Source organism: Bacteroides sp. 519 (assembly GCF_010500955.1).
GTDB lineage: Bacteria > Bacteroidota > Bacteroidia > Bacteroidales > Bacteroidaceae > Bacteroides.
The window spans coordinates 80,136-105,069 of record NZ_QVMJ01000006.1; the positions used below are offsets into that span (position 1 = coordinate 80,136).

Below are 24,934 nucleotides of genomic sequence, written 5' to 3' on the forward strand. Positions count from 1 at the left end.
TATCTTATCCTGCATAATGGGAATCTCTCTTTGTGCACAGGATGGTTTTAACTACTATTTCACCCATATAAACGGTGAAAACGGACTTTCTGCCAGCAATGTTAAAGCTATATTGCAAGATAGTTATGGCTTTATGTGGTTTGGTACAAAGAACGGGCTTAACCGCTACAACGGAACTTCCATACTTCAACTGAATTGTTACGATCCGGAAACCGAAACGGGGAATAATAACATCAGTGCATTGTTTGAAGATAAAGACCATAAACTATGGGTAGGTACCGACCGCGGAATTTACATCTATAACCCAGCCGAAGACGTTTTTCGTCAACTAAAGCCCCGTTCGTCCGGAGGAGTAACACCCGATAACTGGGTGGCCGAGATACTATCGGATGCAAAAGGCCACATCTGGGTACTCATCCCCGACCAAGGGATATTCTGTTTCAGAGGCGATGAAATGGGATATTATGCAATCAACAATAAAATCAATTTTAAGAGCGAAAGCCCAAACTGTATTGGTATAAATGAGAAAGGTGAGGTATGGGTTGGAACATCTAATCTGGGACTTTTTAAATACAATCCGGGAAAAGATACTTTTGAGCAGTATATAAACGGAGATAGTTTTAAACTTGCCGAAAAAAGCATTGAGAGCATCTGTTTTCAGGGAGACGATATTGTTTTGGCCATTCATGAAGGCGAATTGCTAAAGTATAGCCCTGTTACCGGCCATTTATCCATCCTTCCTTTTCTCAATAAAAAGAAAACTTTTCTGCGTGATGTAATGTGCTTTGGCGATGAAATATGGTTGGGCTCGCATCACGGACTGTTTGTTATCAATGAAAAGAAGCAAAGCGTTATTCATTTAAAGGAAGACCTGATGCGCTCTTTCAGCCTGTCGGATAATATTATTTATAATATATACCGTGACCACGATGGTGGTATATGGATAGGTACCATGTTTGGAGGAGTAAACTATTTGCCTGCACATTCTTTTACCTTCGATAAGTATGTTCCCGGAAGCGACGGACGTTCTTTGAATACCAAACGAATAAGAGGACTGGCCAAAGACACCGATGGAAACATCTGGATTGGTACCGAAGACAGTGGAATAAATGTATTGAATCCTCAAACAGGAGATGTTCATCAGATTTATGGTAGTAATCCCGACCGTCTTATTACGCTCTGTGTGGAACACTACAACAATCAGGTTTATTGTGGCTTGTTTAAACAGGGAATGGATGTTATAACCCTCCCGGAAGAGGGGCTGCATAACATCAGTGAAAAAGAACTGGGCATTGACGAAGGCAGTGTTTATTCTTTCATAATCGACAGTAAAGGAAGAAAATGGATTGGCACTGGATGGGGACTGTATATCTCCGAACCGGGTAAGAATACATATAACCGTATAGATGCTGTAGGCTATAACTGGATTTTCGATATCATGGAAGCTTCCGATGGAAATGTATGGCTTGCAACTATGGGAAATGGCGTTTGGAGATACAATCAGGAAACTGGTTCTTTTCGCTGTTATCCTTACGAGGAGGGTAAAATCAGTTCCAATTCTGTTAGTTCTATCATGGAGGACAGTAAAGGTAACATCTGGTTCTCTACCGACAGGGGCGGGATATGTAAATACAGCAATGCAGACGATCGTTTCACTACCTTTACTATGCTAGACGGGCTGCCCGATGATGTTAGTTATGATATTCTGGAAGATGATTGCGGCAACTTGTGGTTTGGAACCAACAAAGGCTTAGTGAAATTCAATCCTGAAACAAAATACATTCGGGTGTTTACAACCAAAGACGGATTGCTGGGTAATCAGTTTAATTATAAATCGGCATTAAAGGCTAACGATGGACGTTTTTACTTCGGAGGGATAAACGGATTGATCGCTTTTGATCCTAATACAGTTGAAAAAGATCATCCTATTGCCCCAGTATATATATCAAAGCTGAGTATATACAACAAAGAAGTAACGGTTCATTCGCCTAATACACCGTTGAAAAGGTCGATAATCCATACCGACAAGATAGTATTAGAGCATAACCAGGCTAATCTAAGCTTTGATGTGGCTTTACTGAGTTACTCTACCAGCGAAGCCAATCAATATTATTACTGTATGGAACCTTTAGACCACGAATGGATTAGGGCAGCCAGTAATCAGAATATATCTTATGCCAAGCTATCGCCCGGAAAATATACTTTCAAAGTGCAGGCTTCTAACGGAAATGGAGGCGAAGTCTCTACCCGGTCACTGGCTATTGTTATTTTACCACCCTGGTGGCAATCGCCATGGGCATATATTGCATATACTGTATGTGTGCTGCTGTTGCTGTATGCCTGCTTCTTCTGGTATCAACGACGAAAGGAGCGGCAAATGGAAGAACGGCAAAAACTCTTTGAAGTAGAAAAGGAAAAGGAACTTTACGAGTCGAAAGTTGAATTCTTTACCGAAATAGCACACGAAATCCGCACACCGCTTTCACTTATAAATGGCCCACTCGAAGCCATACAGGAAATGGAAGTGGCCGAACCGGGACTAAAGAAATACATCCGTGTAATGGTGCAAAACACAAAGCGGTTGCTGGAACTTACCGGGCAATTACTCGACTTCCAGAAGATCAGTGCCAATAAAATGGTAATGAAGTATGAAAGTGTTGATATTACCAGCTTATTGAAAGAAACGGTGGCCCGTTTCGAAATAAACATAAGTTTGAACAAGAAACAGTTAATTCTGAATCTTTCTGAAGAGAATGTATGGGCAGCAGTAGATAAAGAAGCTATCACCAAAATATTGAGTAACCTGTTGAATAATGCACTTAAATATGCACAGCAAACAATTATTGTTGAACTGGAAAAAGACACGGTTAACTTTACTATCCGTGTAACAAGTGATGGGATAAAGATTCCCGAAGGAATAAGCCGGCACATCTTTGAACCGTTTTACCAAACGGAGAAAAAGGAAGAAGTTAGAAGCGGAGTAGGAATAGGCCTCTCGCTGGCACGTTCGTTGGCATTGCTTCATAAAGGTGCTCTATTTCTCGATACGAAACAGAAAGACAATGTATTTATACTCACTGTACCGCTTAATAAGGACGGAATTATACAAGAAAACGATAAGACCATTCAAAAAGATATTGTAGTTCTCGACGAGGAAACATCGTTGGCTACCGACACACACAGTTATACCCTGTTGCTGGTTGAAGATAATGAAAGCATGCTATCTTTTATTCAAGACAGATTACAGGAGTTTTTCACCATCGAGATAGCCCGAAATGGCAAAGAGGCACTCGAAATTCTTCGTAGCATTCATGTAGATTTGGTGATAAGTGATATTATGATGCCTGTGATGAATGGCTATCAGATGTGTAAAGAGATAAAATCTGATATAAACCTTTCGCACATCCCGGTAATCTTCCTTACTGCTAAGAATGATATCGACAGTAAAATAAACGGGTTAAAGTATGGTGCAGAAGCGTATGTAGAAAAACCTTTCTCGTTCAACTACCTTAAAGAACAGGTACTATCCTTGCTCGATAATCGCCGGCGCGAGAGGGAGGCTTTCTCCAAACGTCCTTTCTTCTCTGTTAATAACATGCAGATGAACAAGGCCGATGAAGAGTTTATGAATAAAGTAATTAAAATTATAGAAGACAATATTACCGATGATAACTTTGGGGTAGAACGCATGGCAGATATCCTTTGCATGAGTAGGTCGAGCCTGCTACGCAAGATTAAAACCTTGTTTAACCTTTCTCCTATTGACTTTATCCGCCTTATTAAATTAAAGAAGGCTGCCGAGTTTATTCAGGATGGCAAATACCGTATAGGTGATATTTGTTATATGGTAGGTATCAACTCCCCATCTTATTTCAGTAAACTATTTCTTAAGCAATTTGGTATGACACCAAAGGATTTTGAAAAACAGTACCAGAATGGGAAACAGTTTGTTATTACTCAGGAAATAAAGAATAAGTAGATTTAGCTTGTAGTCCTTATAGCTTTGAAGCTTAAACCTATTGGATTTTGTTTTGGTACACCCGGGTGTACAATGCATTAACACCCGGGTGTACACGACTTGAACACCCGGGTGTCGACAACGTGTAGACCCGGGTGTTAGCACACCGTACACCCGGGTGTTCAAAGCTCAAGGATACTGGGTTTTAAAATCAATTCCAGTAGCATATCTATACTATCCTTATTTAATAAGCATCAAAATATAGCACATTTACACTTTCTATCCTTTTCAAGCATTGTTTGCAGTAAATCTTTCATTTTTTGATTCGTTTGTTTATCGCCATTTTTCCTATAGTCTCTATTTTTGGGATATTCAAATAATTAAATCAATGAAAAGCAAAATTCAGTATTTAAAGAGCCTCTTGGGGGTTTGTCTTCTTTTTATGGTTACCAGTTGTAACAACCATGCCGAAGACCTAACAGTGGGAAAATGGAAAATCAGTTTCAATGCAGATAAAAAGGCAATAGATGTATATCAAAATACTGTTCTTATTGCCGATGCCCTATATGCAACTTATCATTTAGAGGGTAAACAGGTGGCCTCCTGTAATTATTCAAACTATAAGGTATCAAATAATAAAATCGTTGATTCTTTTGGTACCGGTTATCAGTACACTATTATTTATACGGACAATGAGCTACCCAAGCTAACCCAGTATTTCTATGTATATCCGGATAAAGATTATGTATTAACCGATTTCATCCTTGAAGATAACAACGGAATTGCCTCTAACCGGATGGCTCCTGTACAAATAGACCAAATGCCTCAAATACTTAATACTGGTGATAACCGGGCTCTCTTCATGCCTTTTGATAATGATAAATGGATCCGATACCAGTCTCACCCGCTTACATTCGATCAACTAACCAGTTACGAAGTAACAGCTATCTTCAACAATGACGATCGCCGGGGGCTGATTATTGGCTCGGTAGAACACGACAATTGGAAAACAGCAGTTTTAATAGGAAATAAAGATAACATCTGTTCGTTGATGTGCTATGGTGGTGTAGCCGACGAACTAACACGGGATGTAAAAGAACATGGTATAGTAATAGGTAAAAAGATCAAATCGCCCAAAATTCTATTGGGTCTTTTCAGTGACTGGCGCAACGGGCTGGAAGAGTACGCCCATGCCAATGCCGTAATTGCCCCACCCAAAACCTGGGAGAAAGCTGTTCCATTTGGTTGGAACAGCTGGGGGGCATTACAGTTTAACCTTACCTGGCAGAAGGCTCTTGAAGTATCCGACTTCTTTAAAAACAATCTGCAAAACCATCACTTTGTAAACCCTGATAATACAGTGTACATCGGGCTAGATTCTGGTTGGAACAGTTTTAGCGAGGAGCAACTGAAATCTTTTATAGAGAAATGCAAAGCCAACGGGCAAATTGGCGGTATCTACTGGACACCGTTTACCGACTGGGGACGTAATCCTGAACGCACCATTGATGCTGCCCCTGAATATAAATACAAAGATATCTACCTCTATGCCAACGGAAATCCACAGGAGTTAGATGGCGCCTACGCTATTGACCCAACCCACCCAGCAGTAGAAGCAATGATGAAAGAAACATCCGAGCTCTTTCGCCGCACAGGCTTTGAATACGTAAAAATGGACTTCATGACACATGGTGCTATGGAAGCCGATGGTTGGTACAATAAACAGATTACTACCGGCATACAAGGATACAACTATGGTATGCAACTACTGAACAAGTATTTTGGTGACATGTACATCAATCTATCCATTTCACCGGTATTCCCGGCACACTATGCACAATCCAGACGAATAGCCTGCGATGCATGGAACAAGATTAAAGATACCGAATATACCCTCAACGCCCTGTCTTATGGATGGTGGCAAAAATACATCTACCAATATAACGATGCCGATCATATTGTTTTGCGCGATGCAACCGAAGGTGAGAACCGGGCACGTATCACCTCGGGTATTATTACCGGAATTTACATTGCAGGCGATGATTTCAGCAAAGATGGACCTGCCGAAGCAAAGGAAAGAGCAAAGAAGTTTATGACCAACGCAGCTGTAAATGCTGTAGCCACCGGAGAGGTTTTCCGTCCGGTTGAAGGTAATGGTGAACAATCAGAAAACATATTTGTACGAACAGATATAAATGGTAGTCTCTATTGCGCTATCTTTAACTACTCGGAAAATGAATCAGTAGTATCTTTATCATTGGAAAGAATAGGATTGGATATGGATAAAGAATACCATGTTACAGAATTGTGGAGCGGCAAGCAGTTCACTTCCAGCACTGAATTATCTCTTACCATACCGGCAAAGGATGTGAAGTTTATCCACATCAACTAATTAACGAAATAAATATCATGAAACTAAAAACAGTATTTCTTCTCCTTTTGTGTCTGCCTATCTGGCTGAAAGCCGCAGATAATCCCATTATTAAAATTGAAACGGGAAACATAAGCCTTATCTATCAGGTAGCCGATAACGGCCGTTTATACCAGCGTTACCTGGGAAAAAAGCTAACCCATAACTCCGACTTTTATTATCTTCCGCAAGGAACCGAAGCCTATATTACCCACGGTATGGAAGATTACTTTGAGCCTGCCATTCGGATATTGCACAATGATGGTAATCCTTCTTTGCTGCTGAAATATGTATCGCATACCACCCGGCAGGCAGATAAAGGAATAAATGAAACAATCATCACTCTGCAAGATGATAAATACCCTGTTACCGTTAAGCTACATTATACAAGCTACGATAAAGAAAATATAATTAAAACATTTACCGAAATAAGTCATGGCGAAAAGAAACCCGTTGTTCTGAGTAAATATGCCTCATCCATGCTTCACCTGAACCGGGCTAAATACTTCCTCACAGAGTTTTCGGGTGATTGGGCACACGAGGTTAATATTGCCGAACGCCAGTTGGCTTTTGGCAAGAAAGAAATAGACACCAAGCTGGGTTCACGCGCTAATATGTTTGTATCCCCATTCTTTCAACTGGCATTAGATAGCGAGTCGGAAGAGAATAACGGTGAAGTATTGGTAGGAACCATTGGCTGGACAGGTAACTTCCGCTTTACTTTTGAAGTAGATAACGAGAATAAATTACGCATTATCTCTGGCATTAACCCTTATGCCTCCGAATATACGTTGGCAGCGAATGATGTATTCCGTACACCCGACTTCTATTTCACCTACAGCTTTGAAGGCAGAGGACAGGCCAGCCGTAATTTTCACGATTGGGCACGTTACCATCAACTTAAAGCAGGCAACCAAACCCGCATGACTCTACTCAATAACTGGGAAGCCACTTACTTTGATTTCAACGAAGATAAACTAATCAGCCTCATGGATGAAGCTGTTAAACTTGGTGTCGACATGTTCCTGTTGGACGATGGATGGTTTGCAAATAAATACCCCCGCAGTAGCGATCATCAGGGATTGGGCGATTGGGAAGAAACCAAAGACAAGTTGCCCAACAGTGTAGGGCGTTTGGTAGAAGAAGCACAGAAGAAAGGCATTAAGTTTGGTATATGGATTGAGCCCGAGATGGTAAACCCCAAAAGCGAACTCTACGAAAAGCATAAAGACTGGGTAATCCATCTGCCTAACCGCGACGAATATTATTTCCGCAACCAGATGGTACTCGACCTTAGCAACCCAGCTGTGCAAGACCATGTATTTGGTGTAGTAGACAGATTGATGACTCAATACCCCGATATTGCTTTCTTCAAGTGGGATTGCAACAGTCCGATTACCAATATTTATTCGCCTTACCTCAAAAACAAACAATCTCATCTGTACATACAACATGTACGCGGACTTTATAACGTTTTGGAAAGAGTAAAAGCCAAATACCCCAACCTGCCCATGATGCTTTGTGCTGGTGGTGGCGGACGTTCGGATTATGAAGCATTGAAATACTTTACAGAATTCTGGCCAAGCGATAATACCGACCCAATAGAACGCCTGTTTATTCAGTGGGGCTTTTCGCAGGTATTCCCTAGCAAAACGCTTTGTGCACATGTTACCACATGGAACCGCAATACCAGTATTAAGTTCCGCACTGATGTAGCCATGATGGGCAAGCTCGGCTTCGATATCAAGCTTGAAGACATGAATACCAATGAACAGCAGTTCTGCCGGCAAGCCGTGAACAACTATAATCAACTGAAACCTGTTATCCTGGATGGCGACCTGTACCGTTTGGTTTCTCCTTACGAAGGCAATCATACCTCTTCCATGTATGTGAGTAAAGATAAAAACAAAGCTGTATTGTTTGCTTTCGATATCCACCCACGCTATGCCGAGAAGTTGCTTCCGATACGTTTGCAGGGATTGGATAAAGATAAAAGCTATCATGTAAAGGAAATAAATCTGATGCCGGGTGCAAGTTCCTCACTCAATGGTAATGATCAGGTTTACTCTGGCGAATACTTAATGAATGTAGGTATAAATATGTTTACCACACAACAATTGAATAGCAGAATAATTGAAATAACAATCAAATGAAAAGAATCTTTTTAAATACCCTCCTTCTCTTTGCCGTTTGTACCATCAACGCAGAGAACATAACCAAATACGTAAACCCTTTTATCGGAACCGGAGCCGTACAGGGAGGGCTCTCCGGCAACAACTACCCCGGCGCCACTGTTCCCTTTGGCATGATTCAACTAAGCCCCGACACCCGCGAAGCTCCTGATTGGGGACAAGCATCCGGATACGACTACAACGACGACCGGATTTACGGTTTCAGTCACACCCGGCTGAGCGGAACCGGTGCATCCGACCTGATTGACATTCTTCTTCTGCCAACCACCAGCGGCAACAGTTCTTCCGCTTTTTCGCACAAAGAAGAGAAGGCTGCTCCGGGATATTATCAGGTAGTACTAAAAGACGACAATATAAATGCTGAGCTCACTGCTACCCAGCGTACAGGAATACACCGCTATCAATATCCCGCAGGCAAAGAAGCCAAACTGATACTTGATCTGGACCATTCGGCAAACAAAGGAAGCTGGAACCGAAGAGTTATTAATTCGCAGATACGAATCGTTAACGACCGCACCATAGAAGGTTACCGCATAATAACCGGATGGGCTAAACTACGTAAGATCTGTTTCCGTATCGAACTGTCTCAGCCTATAGTATCTTCTACGGTAAGAGACGGTGGACGGCAACATGAAAACACCACTGTTATCAACGCCATCGATCTGCATGGAGTGTTTAACTTTGGTAAACTAGGGGATCAACCGCTTATTTGTAAACTGGCAATCTCTCCTGTTTCTATAGAGAATGCCCAACTTAATATGCTGCAGGAGGCCTCTCACTGGGATTTCGATAACTATGTAAGTGTAGCTGATTCGAGCTGGGAAAAAGAACTCGGCAAGATACAGATAAAAGGTACAGAATTGCAGAAAGAAATCTTTTACACATCGTTATACCACACAATGATACAGCCCAATATATTTTCGGATGTAAACGGCGAATACATGGCGGCCGATTATACCACCCGCAAACTCTCTGGCAATGAGGCACACTATACAACCTTTTCATTGTGGGATACATACCGGGCGGCTCATCCTCTGTACACTATGGTAAATACTGATCGAGTAGCCGACTTTGTTAAAAGTATGATTCGCCAGTACGATTATTACGGTTATTTACCTGTTTGGCAACTATGGGGACAAGATAATTATTGTATGATTGGTAACCACTCCATCCCTGTAATTGTAGATGCAGTAATGAAAGGTATTCCTGGGATAGATATTGAAAAAGCATACGAAGCTGTTCGTAATAGTTCGCTGATCTCTCATCCTAACTCCCCTTTCGATGTGTGGGAGAAGTATGGCTATATGCCCGAAAACATTCAGACTCAATCTGTATCTATTACCCTTGAATTTGCCTTCGACGATTGGTGTGTAGCACAACTGGCAAAGAAACTAGGTAAGGAAGAAGACTATCAACGCTTCATAAAACGATCGGAGTTTTATAGAAACTTATTTAATCCTGCTACCCGTTTCTTTCAGTCGAAGAACGATAAAGGTGAGTGGATGGAACCTTTCGATCCTTACAAATATGGTGCAAATGGAGGCTACCCGTTTACGGAAGGTAATGCATGGCAATACTTCTGGTATGTTCCTCATAACATCCCGGCTCTTATTGACCTCACCGGAGGAGCTAAAACCTTCGAACAAAAACTTGATACTTTCTTTACGAGTACCCAGCAAAGCGGACATTTGAATGATAATGCTTCCGGATTTGTAGGACAGTATGCACACGGTAATGAACCCAGTCACCACGTTGCTTATTTGTATAACTATGCCGGTAAACCGTGGAAAACCCAGAAGTATGTACATCACATCACATCCTTACGGAACTTTACAACAACACCTCATCCGGCTATGCGGGCAATGATGATTGTGGCGAGATGTCTGCTTGGTATGTATTCAGTGCCATGGGATTTTATCCTGTAAATCCAGCAAGCGGAGAGTATGTTATCGGAACTCCGTTATTAGATGAGGCTGTACTGAAACTACCCGGTAATAAAGAGTTTCGTATAAAGGCGGAACGCAAATCACCAGAGGATATTTATATCCGTTCAATAAAGCTTAACGGAAAAGTACATAAGGGATATAATATCAGCCATCAGGATATTATGAATGGAGGAACGTTAGAGTTCAAGATGGGAAAGAGTCCTAATATGAAATAGATTATTGGTTTATAGCCCCGTGCTTCCACACGGGGCTTCTATTTACTTATTTAACGATTAGGAGTATCCCATTTCTTTGTATTAGTACAAGCCACATCCAAAGTCTGGTTACCTACCTGAACGCCAAACTCACCAGCTTCGAGTACCCATTTGCCATCGTAACCAACAAATGCCAGATCGCTGGCTTTTACCTTCAATGTTACGGTTTTGGTTTCGCCCGGCTTAAGTTCTATTTTCTCGAAAGCACGTAAGCGACGAACATCGGGTGTTAATGAAGCAACTTTATCACTGGTAAATAGCAATACACTCTCTTTACCGGTTACTTTACCTGTGTTCTTAACATCTACAGTGAATGTAAGAAGGTCGTTGCTGTTGAATGAAGACTTATCAACTTTCAGGTTGCTGTATTCGAAAGTAGTATAGCTCAACCCATAACCAAAGGCCCACTGAACAGATACAATGGCGTCGTAATCATAAGCACCTTCCATCTTATCCAGATTTTCGGAAGGTTTATAATCGTAAGTAATAAGCGAGTTTATGTAACGTGGATATGTGTAAGGCAGTTTACCACTTGGATTTGCATCGCCATAAACTACATTGGCTAGCGCATCGCCACCATAGTTACCAGGTAAGTAAATCTGAATAATTCCTTTTGCTAATGGCACGATTTCATCGATAATGCGGGGGCGACCTTCATTAAGCACCAATATAACCGGTTTACCTGTAGCAGCCAGTGCTTTTACCAATTCAATTTGATTTTTAGAGAGTGTAAGGTCTACCAGATTACCGGGAGTTTCGCAATATGAGTTCTCGCCAATGCAAGCCAAAATAACATCAACATTAGCAGCGGCGGCAACAGCTTTTTCTATTTCCGGAGCGTTTTCGTCCCAATAAGAACCTTTGGCTTTGTAAGTTACACCTGGTTCGTACACAATGTTCCCGGCTCCTACTTTTTGGGTGAATGATTCAAGAATGGTATTGTACTCTTGTGCAAATTCATCGGCTCTATCGCCCTGCCAAGTGTACGACCATCCTCCGTTTAGCGGACGCATTGCATTGGCATTAGGTCCGGCTATCAAAATTTTCTTTCCTTTTGCCAATGGCAGAATGTTGCCTTCGTTTTTAAGAAGAGTGATCGACTCTTCGGCTGCTTTCAATGCAATATTGGCATGCTTTTTACTTGCAAAATCAGGGTATTCATCGATACGCCAGTATGGTTTTTCGAAAAGTCCTAAACGGTATTTCATACGCAGAACACGACGGGTAGCATCATCAATACGCTCCATAGAAACTTCGCCTTCCTGAACCAGTTCTTTTAATAACACGCAGAAATCCCATGAGTAAGGATCCATCGACATATCAATACCGGCATTGATGGCCATTTTTACAGCCTCTTTCTTGTTAGCAGCAACACGATCGCGGAATGCCAGGTTGTTGATATCGGCCCAGTCGGTTACAATTAGTCCGTCCCAGTTAAGGTCTTCTTTAAGCCACTTAGTTAGATATTCGTAGTTTGCGTGGAAAGGCATTCCGTTATTCATACCCGAGTTTACCATAACAGATAAAGCCCCGTTACGTATGGCTTCGAGGAATGGAGCGAAATGTTTTTCGCGCATATCCTGTTCCGAGATATAAGATGGGGTACGATCTTTTCCCGAATAGGGCACACCGTATCCCATATAGTGTTTCATACAAGCAGCTACATGGTTCTTGCCAACCGATTTGCCATCGCCACCTTGGAAACCTTTTACAGTTTCGCGTCCAAGCTCGGTAGTCAGATAGGCATCTTCACCAAATGTTTCCCACATACGAGGCCAACGAGGGTCGCGACCAAGATCAACCACAGGCGCAAATGTCCAAGGAATATTTCCGGCTTTTGTTTCATAAGCCGAGATGCGTCCGCCTTCGTAAGCTATTTCACGATTAAATGCGGCTCCAACGTTTATATTTTGTGGCAACAGTGTTCCACCACGGGTATAAGTGGTTCCATGAATCTGGTCAACTCCATAAACAATAGGAATTCCTGTTTCGGCTATTGCTTCCTTCTGCAACCGTGTAATAATGTTGGTCCACTCTTCGCGTGTTTGTGGAGTAGCACCGGGCACATTTAGTATTGAACCTATTTTGTATTTATGGATTACAGTGTCGAGAAGTGCCTCATCGAACTCAAATGGAATAATGGTATGGTATACATTGGCTCCTTTGCCGATTACATCGATGGTTAGCTGTGTCATCTGGCCGATTTTCTCTTCCAGTGTCATCTTTTTAAGTAGGGCTTCTACCTTTTGCTCAACATTTTTATCCTGCGGTATAGCTGGCTTTACCGACGTTTGCGCGGATGCATTCACAAGCATTCCCGCTGCAATAAATGGAAATAAAATTCTCTTCATGGTTTTAAAAGTGAATAATGATTTAATGCAAATGTAGATATTAAACCATAATTTTAGGTTTAATATCTATCAAAATGCACGGAAAGGGACTGATTGGAAACAAATAATACGGTTCTAATCGTAAATCGAAATAACTCTACTTTGTGGTAACAACACATTATTAACCTGTTTTACGATTGATTCGGGTATTTCTACTGGAACCATCTCTTTGATGTCTTGCGAGGATGCCCCTATAAGAAACTTGTAATTACCACGTTCAACTACCCACGATCCGGTTGTTTCATCGAACGAGGCCAGATCCATTTGGTTTATTTTCAGGGTTAGTGTTTCGCTACCACCAGGTGCAAGGATACCGGTTTTAGCAAACGATTTCAATTCCTTCAAAGGTTTGGGAAACTCCGAATTAATCGGGGACGATGTATAAAGTTGAACAGCTTCCTTACCAGGTGTTTTACCTGTATTTGTTACAGTGAGTGTTACAATATAATCCGTTTTATCCATTTCAACGGTAATATTGCTGTACTTAAAGGTGGTATACGACAATCCAAAACCAAATGGGTAAGACACAGGTTTTCTGAAAGTATCGAAATAACGATAGCCTACATAAATATCTTCGGTATAGATTGTGTTTTCTGCATCTCGTATGGAAACAGGGATGTCGATGTATTTATGAGGGAAACTTATAGGGAGTTTGCCCGAAGGATTCGCTTTTCCACCAATTATATTGCCAACAGTATTACCAACCTGCTGTGTATGCCGTTTGTTGTACCATGTTAGCAGTATTCCATCGGGCAGATTTTTCCACGAAGAGGTTTCAACAATTCCATCGGCATTTAAAACAACAATTACTTTCTTTTTTGCCGATTGATAGGTTCGACATACTGTTTGAATTGTTTTCAATTGTTCGGTAGATAGTTCAAAGCCATTCGGCTCAATAACAACCAATGCATTGGCGTTCGGTGTCTCTTTTGTCACACTATATCCTGCCTCCACTAATCCTTGAACAAAAGATTCGGTATAATTACCATATACAGCAACCTTTGTTATCTCGGGTGCTAGTGGCAAGGCATTGTTTTTATTCTCAAGTAATACCATTCCTTCGGTAGTTGCTTGTTGAAAAGCATTCAAACCGGAATTATCGGTATACCCATTGGCTTTAAACCGGGGAGTTTCAAGTATTACATTCAGCATGTTAGTAACTCTGCGGTTTACATCCGTTATTTTTAAAGTACCTGCGTTTACTGCCGTAACTATGTCTTCATGCTGTTTATCGCAGTCTGGCATGGTAAGATCGATTCCTTTAAATCCCCATTCATTACGCAAAACTGTACGTAACAGCCCTGTACTCTCTGGTACATAAACACCGTTCATGTAATTGCAAGATGTCATAATTACCAACGGACTAGATTCGGTTACAGCTATTTCGAAACCTTTCAGGTATATTTCGCGCAAAGCACGTGGGGTTAATATATTAATGGGGCCATCAACCACGAAGTTCTTTAACGAGGCACCTACTCCATTCAATTGTATTCCATTCACCATAGCGACTGCCATTTTTCCTGATAACAGAGGATCTTCGGAATAGCCATAACCACATAGTGGATTACGCCGGATGTTCATTGCCGGAGTTAAAAGAATATCCACTTTGTGCTTCAACGCTTGGCTTCCCATTGCTTTACCTACTTCTTCTGTTAATTCGGCATTCCAGGTCGAGGCTAGCAAAGCAGCAGTCGGAAAGTCCGGTGAAAGGGTATCAGCAAATGTTATTTCAGGAATTCCGAGGCGAGGAATGGCTTGGTTGGTAAGCAACCTGGCTTTTTCTTCGAGTGTCATTGTAACAACCACTCTCTCAACCGATGATGTACCGAGTTTAACGGGTTTGGGTTGAGAACACGAAAAAAAGAATATAAAACACAGAAACACAGAGGCACAAAGCTTCTTACTTACATTAAATGATATCATAAATTTGTCTTTTCAATACACAAACTTAGATAAAAATCTTCGATTTATATATCTTTGTATTGTTGAATACTATCGAATACATGAAGAAAATAACATTAATACTTTTTTTAAGTCTTATAACCTGTTCTGTTTTTCCATCAGAACGTTTAGACTCTCTTTTGCTTGTTTTAGACAATGCCATCGAAGAACATAATATCTATTCCGACGAACGGGAAATGCGCATTAAAAACCTGAAGCAGATGGCAGGCAACAGTACAAACAAAGACGAGCTGTATAATTTCAATCTGATGTTGTATAAAGAATACAAAGCATACAAATGCGACTCGGCCATCCACTATCTTCATCAAAACATCAGTTTAGCTACCCAACAGAATAATCTCTATCGAATTAACGAAAGTAAACTATTGCTTACCCGTTTACTTGCCTCTACAGGAATGTATATGGAGGCAACCGATATTTTAAGCTCCATAAACAGGAGTAGTTTATCGGATGAACTATTGATTGACTACTTTTCTGCTTACAACTACGTGTTTAGTGAGGCATCCTTTTATACACAGGATAACACACGTACCCAAGAATACCGTTATAAATCAAATACCTATCAGGATTCAATATTTATGTTTGCTGATAAACAGTCGGAATTATATTTGCATTTGCAGGAATCGGATTTGCTTTATTCCGGAAAAACCGACGAAGCCTTTAGTATAAACGATACAAGGCTTGCTACCACAACACTAGGAACTCCGGAGTTTGCTATGATTGCCTTTCATCGCTCATTAATCTACCACAGGTTAAACGATACGGATAATGAGAAGATTTATCTGGCACTTTCTTCTTTATCTGATATTCGTTCGGCAATTAAAGACCATGCTTCACTTTGGATGCTTGCCCAAATATTGTATAAGGAAGGCGATATTGAACGTGCTTACCAATACATCCGGTTCTCCTGGAACGAGACAGTATTTTATAATGCCCGTTTACGGAGTATTCAAAGTGCAGGCATTCTTTCCCTGATCGATAAAACTTATCATGCTTTGGTAAAACAACAAAATAGCAAACTGCAAAACTATTTGTTGCTTACCAGCACACTGGGACTATTGCTGGTTATTGCGTTGTTATATATTTATCGGCAGATGAGGAAACTTGCTGCAGCCCGTAACGATTTGCAACAGATAAACAATCAGCTTAAAGACCTGAACGAAGAATTAAAAGGCCTGAACAAAGAACAGAAAGAAATGAATAACTGCCTGACTTCTACTAACATGGAACTGTCGGAGTCTAATCGTATTAAGGAAGAGTACATTGGCCGGTTTATTAAACTTTGTTCCATGTATATTGATAAACTGGATGCTTACCGACGTATGGTAAATAAGAAAATAACAACAGGCAAAACTGAAGAACTTTATAAGATAACCCGCTCGCAAGAGGCACTCGAGGATGAATTAAAAGAACTATATATTCATTTTGATACTGCTTTCCTGCAATTATTCCCCAACTTTGTTGATGAATTCAATAACTTACTGGAAAAGGAAGAGAGGATTCATTTAAAGAAAGGCGAACTACTGAATACGGAACTACGCATATTTGCATTAATCCGTCTGGGCATTGACGACAGCTCGCAAATAGCAGAATTCCTGCGATACTCGGTTAACACAATCTATAATTACCGGGCCAAGGTAAAGAATAAGGCTTGTGTGTCGAGAGAGGATTTTGAGGTGTTGGTAATGAGGATAAAATAGTTCTCTGCTCTGAAAGAGCATCCTTTCGATAACCCCGGACAAGCCTGCGCAGTCCGGGGTGGCGACATATCAAAGTGAGTTCAACTCTGAAGGAGTTGTCCCTGAATAAAGAGGGAAACTCTTTCAGAGTTTTAATGCTTTTGATGTTTATCTACCCCGGACTACGCAGGCTTGTCCGGGGTTATCGAAAGGATGCTCTTTCAGAGCAGAGAACTTAGTTAGCCAACTGTTTTATACCATCCTCATCCTTAATAAAAGAAAACTTTCCGCCTCGTTCACTCAGGTTGAATGTAGAAAGGGCATCGGTTTCATTATCCACAATCATTAGTGCGTTTTGATCGGCAAATCTCTTCACTTCCACCATAAAAGGTTCTTCTTCTATGGGCTGATTTACCAATAAACTATCATTAATGTATATTGAGTACGACTTGTTGAGGAAACCTTTTGTTAAGCTGATTGTATAAACCTCAGTATAATAACGGTTGGTTCCATCTTTATCTCGTTGGGCTTTCATGCTGATATATACAAAGATTGCAATAACTATAAGAACAGCAAAAGCCAGCAGTCCATTGCCTATCATGAACTGCTTGTTAGTATTTAATCGGTGTGCCATATAAACTTGATTAGCAGCAAAGGTACATAATTTTGAGAAATCACCTCCTTCTCAAGCCATAAATTGCTACTACTACAAAACAAATCAAAGGCAGAACAAACGAAATATTAACTGCTGGGAATCCGCCAATACTTTCTAAATCAATAATCCGTGCTTGTAGCGGAGGGAGAATTGATCCGCCAAGGATAGCCATAATCAATCCGGCAGCACCAAATTTTGCATCATCGCCTAAACCTTCTAATGCAATTCCATAAATAGTAGGGAACATAAGCGACATACAAGCAGAAACTCCTACCAGGCAATACAGTCCCCATATATTATCTAACAGAATGGTGCCAAGTGTAAATCCACCGGCTGCAATAGCTAATATCATGAGTAGCTTACCGGCATTAAGGTAACGCAACAAGAAAGTACAAACAAAACGGCTGATACAGAAAATAACCATTGCAACAATATTATATTGCTGCGAAAGTACTTCGGCTTCCTTTTCGCCCATTCCTTCGAGCATAAACAAGCGAGTACCATATTGAATAATGAATGTCCAGCACATTATTTGTGCCCCTACATAAAAGAATTGGGCAATAACTCCTTCGCGATAACGTGGCAAAGAGAATATTCTTTTAAGGGTAGGAATAAAATTAATCTTCTGTGAGGCATCCTTGCCTTTAGGCATATTTACAAACCGGATAGTAAGAAACATTGCCAGAATTACCAACCCGATTATAAGGTAAGGAGTAATAAGAATCGATAAATCCGAATCTCTCACTGCTGCAAACTCTTCTCCGGAAAGGTTAGCCCTTTCGGTTGATTCCATCGGGTCCAATCGTGCCTGAATAAAGTTCATGGCCACAAACATTCCCAGTAATGAACCCATTGGGTTGAAAGATTGGGCCAGGTTTAAACGACGGGTTGCTGTTTCTTCCGAACCCATTGAAAGTATATAAGGGTTTGCACTTGTTTCGAGAAAAGAAAGACCGCAAGTAAGAATAAAGTATGCAGCAAGGAAAGGAAAGAATTCACCGGTTAGTTTTGCCGGGAAAAACAGGAATGCGCCAATGGCATAAAGGGCTAATCCTAACAAGATACCTGCTTTATAGGAATACTTACGGATAAATATGGCAGCAGGAAAGGCCATAGCAAAGTAACCGCCATAGAAAGCAACCTGAACCAGTGTTCCGTCGGTAACACTCATCCGGAATATTTTCGAAAATGCTTTTACCATAGGATTTGTTATATCGTTAGCAAATCCCCATAATGCAAAACAGGCTGTTATTAAAATAAATGGAAGTACATAGCTTACGCCTTTGTGATGTAGTAATTTCATAAGTTGTGAGTTGTGAGTAATGAGTTTTGAGTGATGAGTTGTGAGTTGTGAGTGATGAGTTGTGAGTTGTGAGTTTTGAGTAATGAGTTGTGAGTGATGAGTTGTGATGCCACCTCATTACTCAATACTCATTACTCAATACTCATAACTCAATACTCAAAACTCACAACTCAAATATTCGGTCCATTAGTTGCCATTTCTCCGCAGAGGTGGCTCCTGGCAAGGAAGCTTGAAAAACGGATACGAAATCTTCCCATTCCTGCTGCCGGGGTAAAGTATTTAGTTTGGCCATTGCGGTATCCCATTCAAATGATAGTGGAGTTTCTACAATCATAAATAGGCGGGTACCAAGCAAATAGATTTCCATTTCAAGAATACCTACTTCGCGGATGCCTTCTGCTATTTCGGGCCAGGCATATTCTTTACTGTGGTATTTTTTATACTTCTCGATTAACTCAGGATCATCTTTCAGATCAAGAGTCTGACAGTAGCGTTTTACTGGTTGATTGTATTCTTTAGTACGGTAACCAGATTTCTTGTTTTCCATGTGTTATTTATTTAATTCCGGGTAATAGACTTGTGGTTGAACACTTTTTATTACTATTTCTTTTAATTCATCTAAAGATGCTATTTCTTTCTTTGCCCATGCCTGAACCAGGATATTTCCCATGGCTGTAGCCTCAACCGGACCAGCATAAACCGGAATTCCCAAGTAGTTTGCTGTCAACTGATTCAACAGTTTGTTGCGGCAACCTCCACCAATAATATTCAGTTGCTTTACTGGTTGTTCCAAGCATTGATTTAAACAATCAATTCCCTGCTTGTATCTGTAGGCCAACGATTCTAACACACATCTCACAACCTCTCCACGGGTGATGGGTTTCTTTTTGTTGTTCCTTTCGCAATAATCCTGAATGGCTTTTTCCATGTTATCAGGATTCTGAAAGCATGAATCATCCACAAATATAATTGTTTGAGGCTTAACTTGTTTCGCTTCTTCAATTATTTGATCATAATTTACACTTTCACCTTTGGCCGACCATTCATTCATCAGCCGCTGAAGTATCCATAATCCGGTAATATTTTGGAGGAAACGAACCTTTTCACCAACTCCACCTTCATTAGTAAAACCGTTCTTCTCGGCCTCTTTGGTAAGAATTGGTTCGTCTACTTCGGCGCCTAGTAAAGACCATGTACCGGAACTAAGAAAGGCCGAATCTTTTTCTAATGTAGGTATGGCAATTATTGCACTGGCGGTATCATGCGATCCTACGGCAATTACATCAACTTCGGCTAACCCGGTTTCGGCACTGATTTCTTTTTTAAGTTTCCCACGGATTGTTCCTGGTTGAATAATATCGCCGAAAAGTTGTTGAGGTAATCCCAGTTTATCAATTAAATCTGTTGCCCAGGTTTTCTTTCGGGCATTCAGTAGTTCGGAAGTAGAAGCTATACAATACTCGTTATTGGCTACACCTGTTAAGTAATAGCTAAACAAGTCGGGCATAAACAAAAGTTTGTCTGCAATTTGAATTTGCGGATCACTTGCTTTTACCTGACTGTATAACTGAAATAATGTATTAATAGACATCACCTGAATACCTGTTTCGGAATAATGTTCTGACTTATCAATCAGCCGGAATACATCTTCGGGCATCCCATCGGTACGCGAATCGCGGTAACAAACCGGATTACCAATCAAGTTACCTGCTTTATCAATCAACCCATAGTCTACTCCCCAGGTATCAATGCCTATTCCATTTACATCGTATCCTTTTTGTGCTGCAATGCGCAAACCGGTTTTCATTTCCTCGAATAAGGAAAGGAAGTCCCAATAAACATGTTTACCTGCTTTTATCTGTCGGTTAGTGAAACGATGAATTTCTTCCAGTTCAACCATTCCATCGGAAATAGTTCCGGCAATTACACGCCCACTGCCTCCACCAAAGTCTATAGCTAAATAAGTTTTCATAAATTTAATGTGCCAATATGCTAATGTGCCAATATGCCAATGTGCCAATGTGCCAATGTGAGAATGTGAGAATGTGAGAATGTATCAATTCCTAATGCGCAGCCAATTGGCATATTGGCATATTCTCATTGACACATTACATTGGCACATTGGCATATTCTCACATTGGCACATTATTATTTTTTTCCCAAAACGTAAACGTCCAAGTCTTCGATTTCCTGTTCTGTTAATACAGTATAATCACCTCCGGATTGAACAATAATGCGGCAGGCCATTTCAAAGAACATAGCTCTTTCGTATACCTGATCGAAGTCTTTGCCACAAACCACCTGTCCATGATTGGTTAACAATACTGAGTTATGGCTTTGCATGGCCGCTATTACAGCATTTGCCAACTCGGGAGAACCGGGACGATAATAAGGTATTACTGGGATTTCTTTTCCTACATGTACAGGAACTTCGGCTGTTACATTAAAGTTAACCGGTTTATTCCGCATACAAGATACTGCTGTTGCATACTCCGACTGGAAATGCAGAACAACATTCACATCCGGCCGTTGGCGCAGTATTCCAAGGTGAAAACTGCTTTCCATTGAAGGCTTTATGCCATTTTGTGGTTCGCCCGTTTGGATATTGCAGATTGATATTTTCTCTTTTTGTATGGCAGGAAGCCAGGAACCTGTACCGGATACCAATGCTTCTTCACCGATTCGCCAGGAAAGGTTGCCGCTACTGCATAGCATCAGTTTGGCATCGCCGTAACGGTGGGCTTGCTCAATGAAATAGTTGAGAGTTGAGAGTTGAGAGTTGAGAGTTTCCATAAATTTTGAATTTTTGAGTTGAAAGTTAATGTTGAGAGTTGAGATGCCGCATGGTAACTCTCAACTCTCAACTTTTAACTCTCAACTATTTATAAGTTGGTCCATAAGTTTGACAAGCACGATAATCGGCTCCTTCTTTATCCATACCGAATGCGTTCCATGCAGCCGGACGGAATATTTCGCTCTCTTCTACATTGTGCATGCAAACAGGAATGCGAAGCATAGAAGCAAGTGTTATCAAGTCCTTACCAATATGGCCGTAACTGATAGCACCATGATTGGCACCCCAGTAGTTCATTACCGAATACACATCCTTAAACGGAACTTTATCTTCGCAAAGACGAGGAGCAAACCAAGTGGTTGGCCATGTTTGGTCTGTGCGTTCATTCAGTACCTTATGAATTTCGGGAGCAATTTCTACAGTCCATCCTTCGGCTATTTGCAGAACAGGTCCAAGTCCTTTCACCAAGTTAAGGCGGGTCATAGTTACAGGCATGCCTCCTTTAGATAAGAAATTAGAAGAGAATCCACCACCACGGAAATAATCACGGTTAGCAGGGAACCATGTAGTAGCAGCCAAGCAATCTTCTGCTTCCTTTTCGGTTATTTCCCAGAAAGGCTTCATGGCAGGTTTGCCATCTTTGGATTGCTGGCCAGTACCATCAAGAGTAGTTGCTCCTGAGTTAATGAGATGGATAATACCGTTTGCAGCTCTGCCTTCCAGTTTCTTTCCGGTAACACGCTCAACAGCTTCGGGGCTCCAGTAAGTACGAACATCGGAGAATATTTGTGCAGTATTGGTTAATAAGTGGCCAAATAACATAGCTACACCATTGCAGGCATCGTTCTCGGTGGCAATTACATACGCTTGGCGAATACCGTTCCAGTCGAAAGAGGTATTCAGGATAGCTTCGGTAAAGTCACCATTGGGTTTAAAGTCGGTCCACTGACGTTGTCCCTGAAATCCTGCTACAATAGCATTGTGTCCAAGAGCTTCTTCTTTGAATCCCATTTCGCGAAGTTTGGGGTTTCCTTGCATCAGGTCGCGTATAATAAGGGTCATCTTCACTACAAATTCCCAGTCAGCATCTTTTCCTTCGCGAGGCTTCTGTTTCTCTGGTCGGTTAATATCGGCACCTTCGTTAGGCTTGCAATATTTTTCGGTCCAGGCCATTGCTTTTTCAAACTCCTCTTTGTCGTAAATACCTTCCTCCATTCGGCGAAGTATTTCCGATTCGTCTATGGATTCATTGCGCATACCAAGGTATTCCTGAAAGAAGTCCGGATTCACAATTGAACCAGCAATACCCATTGAAACACTACCTACCGACAGATAGGAACGACCACGCATAGTTGCTACCGCCTGTGCCGAGCGAGCAAAGCGAAGTATCTTTTCGGCTACATCGGCAGGGATTGAATTATCGCTTAAGTCTTGTACATCATGTCCATAGATGCCGAATGCAGGCAAGCCTTTCTGCGCATGTCCGGCTAATACAGCTGCCAGATAAACAGCTCCCGGACGTTCTGTTCCGTTAAATCCCCAAACTGCTTTTGGCCAATGTGGGTGCATGTCCATTGTTTCGGCTCCATAACACCAGCACGATGTTACAGTTATTGTACTGCCTACACCTTCGCGTTCAAACTTAGCTGCACATGCTGCGCTTTCGGCTACCCGTCCGATGGTACTGTCTGCTATTACACATTCTACCGGGCTACCGTCGCCATTCTTTAGGTTTGAAGTAATTAAATTGGCTACTGCATTAGCAAGTGCCATTGTTTTTTCTTCCAAACTTTCGCGCACACCGCCTTGGCGGCCGTCTATTGTTGGCCGAATACCTATCTTCGGCCATTCACCTTGAAATCTTTTTGTTTCCATAATTTATATTTTAGTAGTTAATAGGCTGTCTGAAAAGTCAATGATTTTAGAACACAGAGGCACAGAGACACAGAGGTTTATAACTCTGTAAATAAAAAACTCTGTGCTCTCTGTGTCTCTGTGTTCCACATAATTTTCTATCGTTTACACTTTTGGGACAGACTCCTCAAAAATAGAGTTTACACACAATAATCACTTGCATTATATCGGCTACTTAATAGTACTTTTTCGATGTTGCTGTATAACATATCTTTCTTAAGTCTTAATTATTAGTATATTTGTAACGTTGCAGAAAAATCTAAAAACGACAGACACGTTATGGATAACATCCCCGAAAACCTGAATCTGATATTACTCAACATAGGCTTCTCCGAGTTGAATGCCAACTGGAACTGGAAAAGTGTATATAGCCCTTTTGCACGTATCTACTATATAAAAGGTGGAGAAGCGCGAACCCGGATAAATAATAAGGTATATACACTAAAGCCGGATCATCTATATCTTACCCCTCCATTTACCTTGCACGATGACGAATGTGATAGCTTATTCTCCTTATATTATATTCACTTTTATGAGAAGAACATTAATACCGAATCCATTTTCGACAGGTATAACTTTCCTGTAGAAATACAGGCTGATAACCTGGATCTTCTTTTAACCGAAAGATTGCTTCGGATAAATCCGGGCAGGCATTTGCAACATGTTGATCCGGAATTATACGATAACATGCCTACCTTCTCTCAGTATCTTGCCGAAAACAAACGTACACCGTTTCATACGATTATTGAAACGCAGGGAATATTGCACCAATTTATCTCTAAGTTTTTGGAGAGGGCAACCGTGAAATCGGAGTTTAAAGATGCCAGAATCAAAAAATGCCTTCAATATATTCATGAGAATATTGACAAGGACATATCTGTGTCTCAACTTGCGGATCTATCGTGCATTACGGAAGATCATCTAATACGTATATTTAAGAAAGAGGTTAAAAGCACACCATTGAAGTATATTAATAATAAGAAGATGGAGAAAGCACAATTACTGTTGCTAACTACAAACCTACCAGTGAGGGAAGTGGCTTTGGAGTTGTCTATTGATAATATATCGTATTTTAATAGGATATTTAAGCAATATACGGGGAAAACGCCGAAGGAGTATAAGGTGTATCAATAGGGATTAATAGCCATATTGCTATTATTTGTTCGCAAAAGCTTGTTGTTAATAGCAATTTTACTATCTTTGTAGTGTCGAAAACAAAACAGAGTTCTATGAAGGTAGTGAAAGTAAAAGCGATTTTAAAATCGCTTAAAGACGATGGTTGGTATTTAGCCCATCAGAAAGGTAGTCACCGACAGTATAAACATCCTGATAAAACAGGAAAAGTAACTGTTAATGGTAAGGGATCTGATGATATCACAGGCGATTTACTAAAGAGTATCGAAAGTCAATCAGGGTTAGAGTTCTAACCCTGAACTTTCCTCTTTTCATCAGAATCTGTTTTTTTCGACGTAATTTA

General features: G+C 40.9%; 14 protein-coding genes and 1 pseudogene. 7 read left to right on the forward strand and 8 right to left on the reverse strand.

Going from position 1 to position 24,934, the window contains the following annotated elements; genetic code table 11:
* Positions 1–16: 16 nt before the first annotated feature.
* From D0T85_RS07925 to D0T85_RS07940, 4 genes and pseudogenes are all read left to right on the forward strand, one after another.
* Positions 17–3,979 (forward strand): two-component regulator propeller domain-containing protein, encoded by a 3,963-nt coding sequence (locus tag D0T85_RS07925; RefSeq protein WP_163212131.1) that lies wholly within the window; start codon positions 17–19, stop codon positions 3,977–3,979.
* A 367-nt stretch (positions 3,980–4,346) separates the two neighbouring features.
* A complete protein-coding gene (locus D0T85_RS07930) occupies positions 4,347–6,350 on the forward strand; it encodes an alpha-galactosidase (RefSeq protein WP_163212006.1) in 2,004 nt (667 codons plus the stop codon).
* Between the two features lie 17 nt (positions 6,351–6,367).
* A complete protein-coding gene (locus tag D0T85_RS07935) occupies positions 6,368–8,521 on the forward strand; it encodes an alpha-galactosidase (protein ID WP_163212007.1) in 2,154 nt (717 codons plus the stop codon).
* Positions 8,518–10,721 (forward strand): annotated as a pseudogene (locus D0T85_RS07940) (GH92 family glycosyl hydrolase). The gene D0T85_RS07935 and the pseudogene D0T85_RS07940 overlap by 4 nt, the downstream one beginning before the upstream one ends.
* Positions 10,722–10,771: 50 nt before the next feature.
* Here D0T85_RS07940 and D0T85_RS07945 read toward each other — a convergent pair.
* Both D0T85_RS07945 and D0T85_RS07950 read right to left on the reverse strand, forming a co-directional pair.
* Positions 10,772–13,111: a glycoside hydrolase family 3 N-terminal domain-containing protein gene (locus D0T85_RS07945; RefSeq protein WP_163212009.1), complete on the reverse strand. Its 2,340-nt coding sequence runs from the start codon at positions 13,109–13,111 to the stop codon at positions 10,772–10,774.
* Positions 13,112–13,225: 114 nt separating this feature from the next.
* Entirely contained in the window at positions 13,226–15,073 is a 1,848-nt protein-coding gene (locus tag D0T85_RS07950; protein ID WP_163212011.1) for a beta-glucosidase, read from the reverse strand.
* 80 nt (positions 15,074–15,153) lie between these two features.
* Here D0T85_RS07950 and D0T85_RS07955 point away from each other — a divergent pair, with 80 nt between their 5' ends.
* The gene (locus tag D0T85_RS07955; protein ID WP_163212013.1) at positions 15,154–16,812 is read left to right on the forward strand and encodes a DUF6377 domain-containing protein; all 1,659 of its coding nucleotides are present in this window, start codon (positions 15,154–15,156) and stop codon (positions 16,810–16,812) included.
* A gap of 214 nt (positions 16,813–17,026) precedes the next feature.
* Here the strand turns inward: D0T85_RS07955 and D0T85_RS07960 are convergent, their stop codons facing one another.
* The 6 genes from D0T85_RS07960 to fucI form a co-directional block, all read right to left on the reverse strand.
* On the reverse strand, positions 17,027–17,425 hold the full coding sequence (locus tag D0T85_RS07960) for a hypothetical protein (protein ID WP_163212015.1): 399 nt from the start codon (positions 17,423–17,425) through the stop codon (positions 17,027–17,029).
* Between the two features lie 40 nt (positions 17,426–17,465).
* Positions 17,466–18,749 carry an L-fucose:H+ symporter permease gene (fucP, locus tag D0T85_RS07965; protein ID WP_163212017.1) on the reverse strand — a complete coding sequence of 428 codons (1,284 nt, stop codon included), beginning with the start codon at positions 18,747–18,749 and terminating at the stop codon, positions 17,466–17,468.
* Positions 18,750–18,912: 163 nt separating this feature from the next.
* The gene (locus tag D0T85_RS07970) at positions 18,913–19,296 is read right to left on the reverse strand and encodes an L-rhamnose mutarotase (protein WP_163212019.1); all 384 of its coding nucleotides are present in this window, start codon (positions 19,294–19,296) and stop codon (positions 18,913–18,915) included.
* Between the two features lie 3 nt (positions 19,297–19,299).
* Positions 19,300–20,721, reverse strand: a complete 1,422-nt coding sequence (locus D0T85_RS07975; protein WP_163212021.1) for a rhamnulokinase family protein — start codon at positions 20,719–20,721, stop codon at positions 19,300–19,302.
* Between the two features lie 176 nt (positions 20,722–20,897).
* Entirely contained in the window at positions 20,898–21,542 is a 645-nt protein-coding gene (locus D0T85_RS07980) for a class II aldolase/adducin family protein (protein WP_163212023.1), read from the reverse strand.
* Positions 21,543–21,627: 85 nt separating this feature from the next.
* Positions 21,628–23,418, reverse strand: a complete 1,791-nt coding sequence (gene fucI, locus D0T85_RS07985; protein WP_163212024.1) for an L-fucose isomerase — start codon at positions 23,416–23,418, stop codon at positions 21,628–21,630.
* Between the two features lie 318 nt (positions 23,419–23,736).
* On the opposite strand from fucI, the gene D0T85_RS07990 reads away from it, so the two are divergent.
* On the forward strand, positions 23,737–24,591 hold the full coding sequence (locus D0T85_RS07990; RefSeq protein WP_163212026.1) for an AraC family transcriptional regulator: 855 nt from the start codon (positions 23,737–23,739) through the stop codon (positions 24,589–24,591).
* A gap of 71 nt (positions 24,592–24,662) precedes the next feature.
* Positions 24,663–24,884, forward strand: a complete 222-nt coding sequence (locus tag D0T85_RS07995) for a type II toxin-antitoxin system HicA family toxin (RefSeq protein WP_370459940.1) — start codon at positions 24,663–24,665, stop codon at positions 24,882–24,884.
* Positions 24,885–24,934 lie beyond the last annotated feature (50 nt).

Bases quoted from the DNA above. Each gene is read 5' to 3' on its own strand.
- D0T85_RS07925 (WP_163212131.1), top strand. From the start codon at position 17: ATGGGAATCTCTCTTTGTGCACAGGATGGTTTTAACTACTATTTCACC.
- D0T85_RS07930 (WP_163212006.1), top strand. From the start codon at position 4,347: ATGAAAAGCAAAATTCAGTATTTAAAGAGCCTCTTGGGGGTTTGTCTT.
- D0T85_RS07935 (WP_163212007.1), top strand. From the start codon at position 6,368: ATGAAACTAAAAACAGTATTTCTTCTCCTTTTGTGTCTGCCTATCTGG.
- D0T85_RS07945 (WP_163212009.1), bottom strand. From the start codon at position 13,111: ATGAAGAGAATTTTATTTCCATTTATTGCAGCGGGAATGCTTGTGAAT.
- D0T85_RS07950 (WP_163212011.1), bottom strand. From the start codon at position 15,073: ATGATATCATTTAATGTAAGTAAGAAGCTTTGTGCCTCTGTGTTTCTG.
- D0T85_RS07955 (WP_163212013.1), top strand. From the start codon at position 15,154: ATGAAGAAAATAACATTAATACTTTTTTTAAGTCTTATAACCTGTTCT.
- D0T85_RS07960 (WP_163212015.1), bottom strand. From the start codon at position 17,425: ATGGCACACCGATTAAATACTAACAAGCAGTTCATGATAGGCAATGGA.
- fucP (WP_163212017.1), bottom strand. From the start codon at position 18,749: ATGAAATTACTACATCACAAAGGCGTAAGCTATGTACTTCCATTTATT.
- D0T85_RS07970 (WP_163212019.1), bottom strand. From the start codon at position 19,296: ATGGAAAACAAGAAATCTGGTTACCGTACTAAAGAATACAATCAACCA.
- D0T85_RS07975 (WP_163212021.1), bottom strand. From the start codon at position 20,721: ATGAAAACTTATTTAGCTATAGACTTTGGTGGAGGCAGTGGGCGTGTA.
- D0T85_RS07980 (WP_163212023.1), bottom strand. From the start codon at position 21,542: ATGGAAACTCTCAACTCTCAACTCTCAACTCTCAACTATTTCATTGAG.
- fucI (WP_163212024.1), bottom strand. From the start codon at position 23,418: ATGGAAACAAAAAGATTTCAAGGTGAATGGCCGAAGATAGGTATTCGG.
- D0T85_RS07990 (WP_163212026.1), top strand. From the start codon at position 23,737: ATGGATAACATCCCCGAAAACCTGAATCTGATATTACTCAACATAGGC.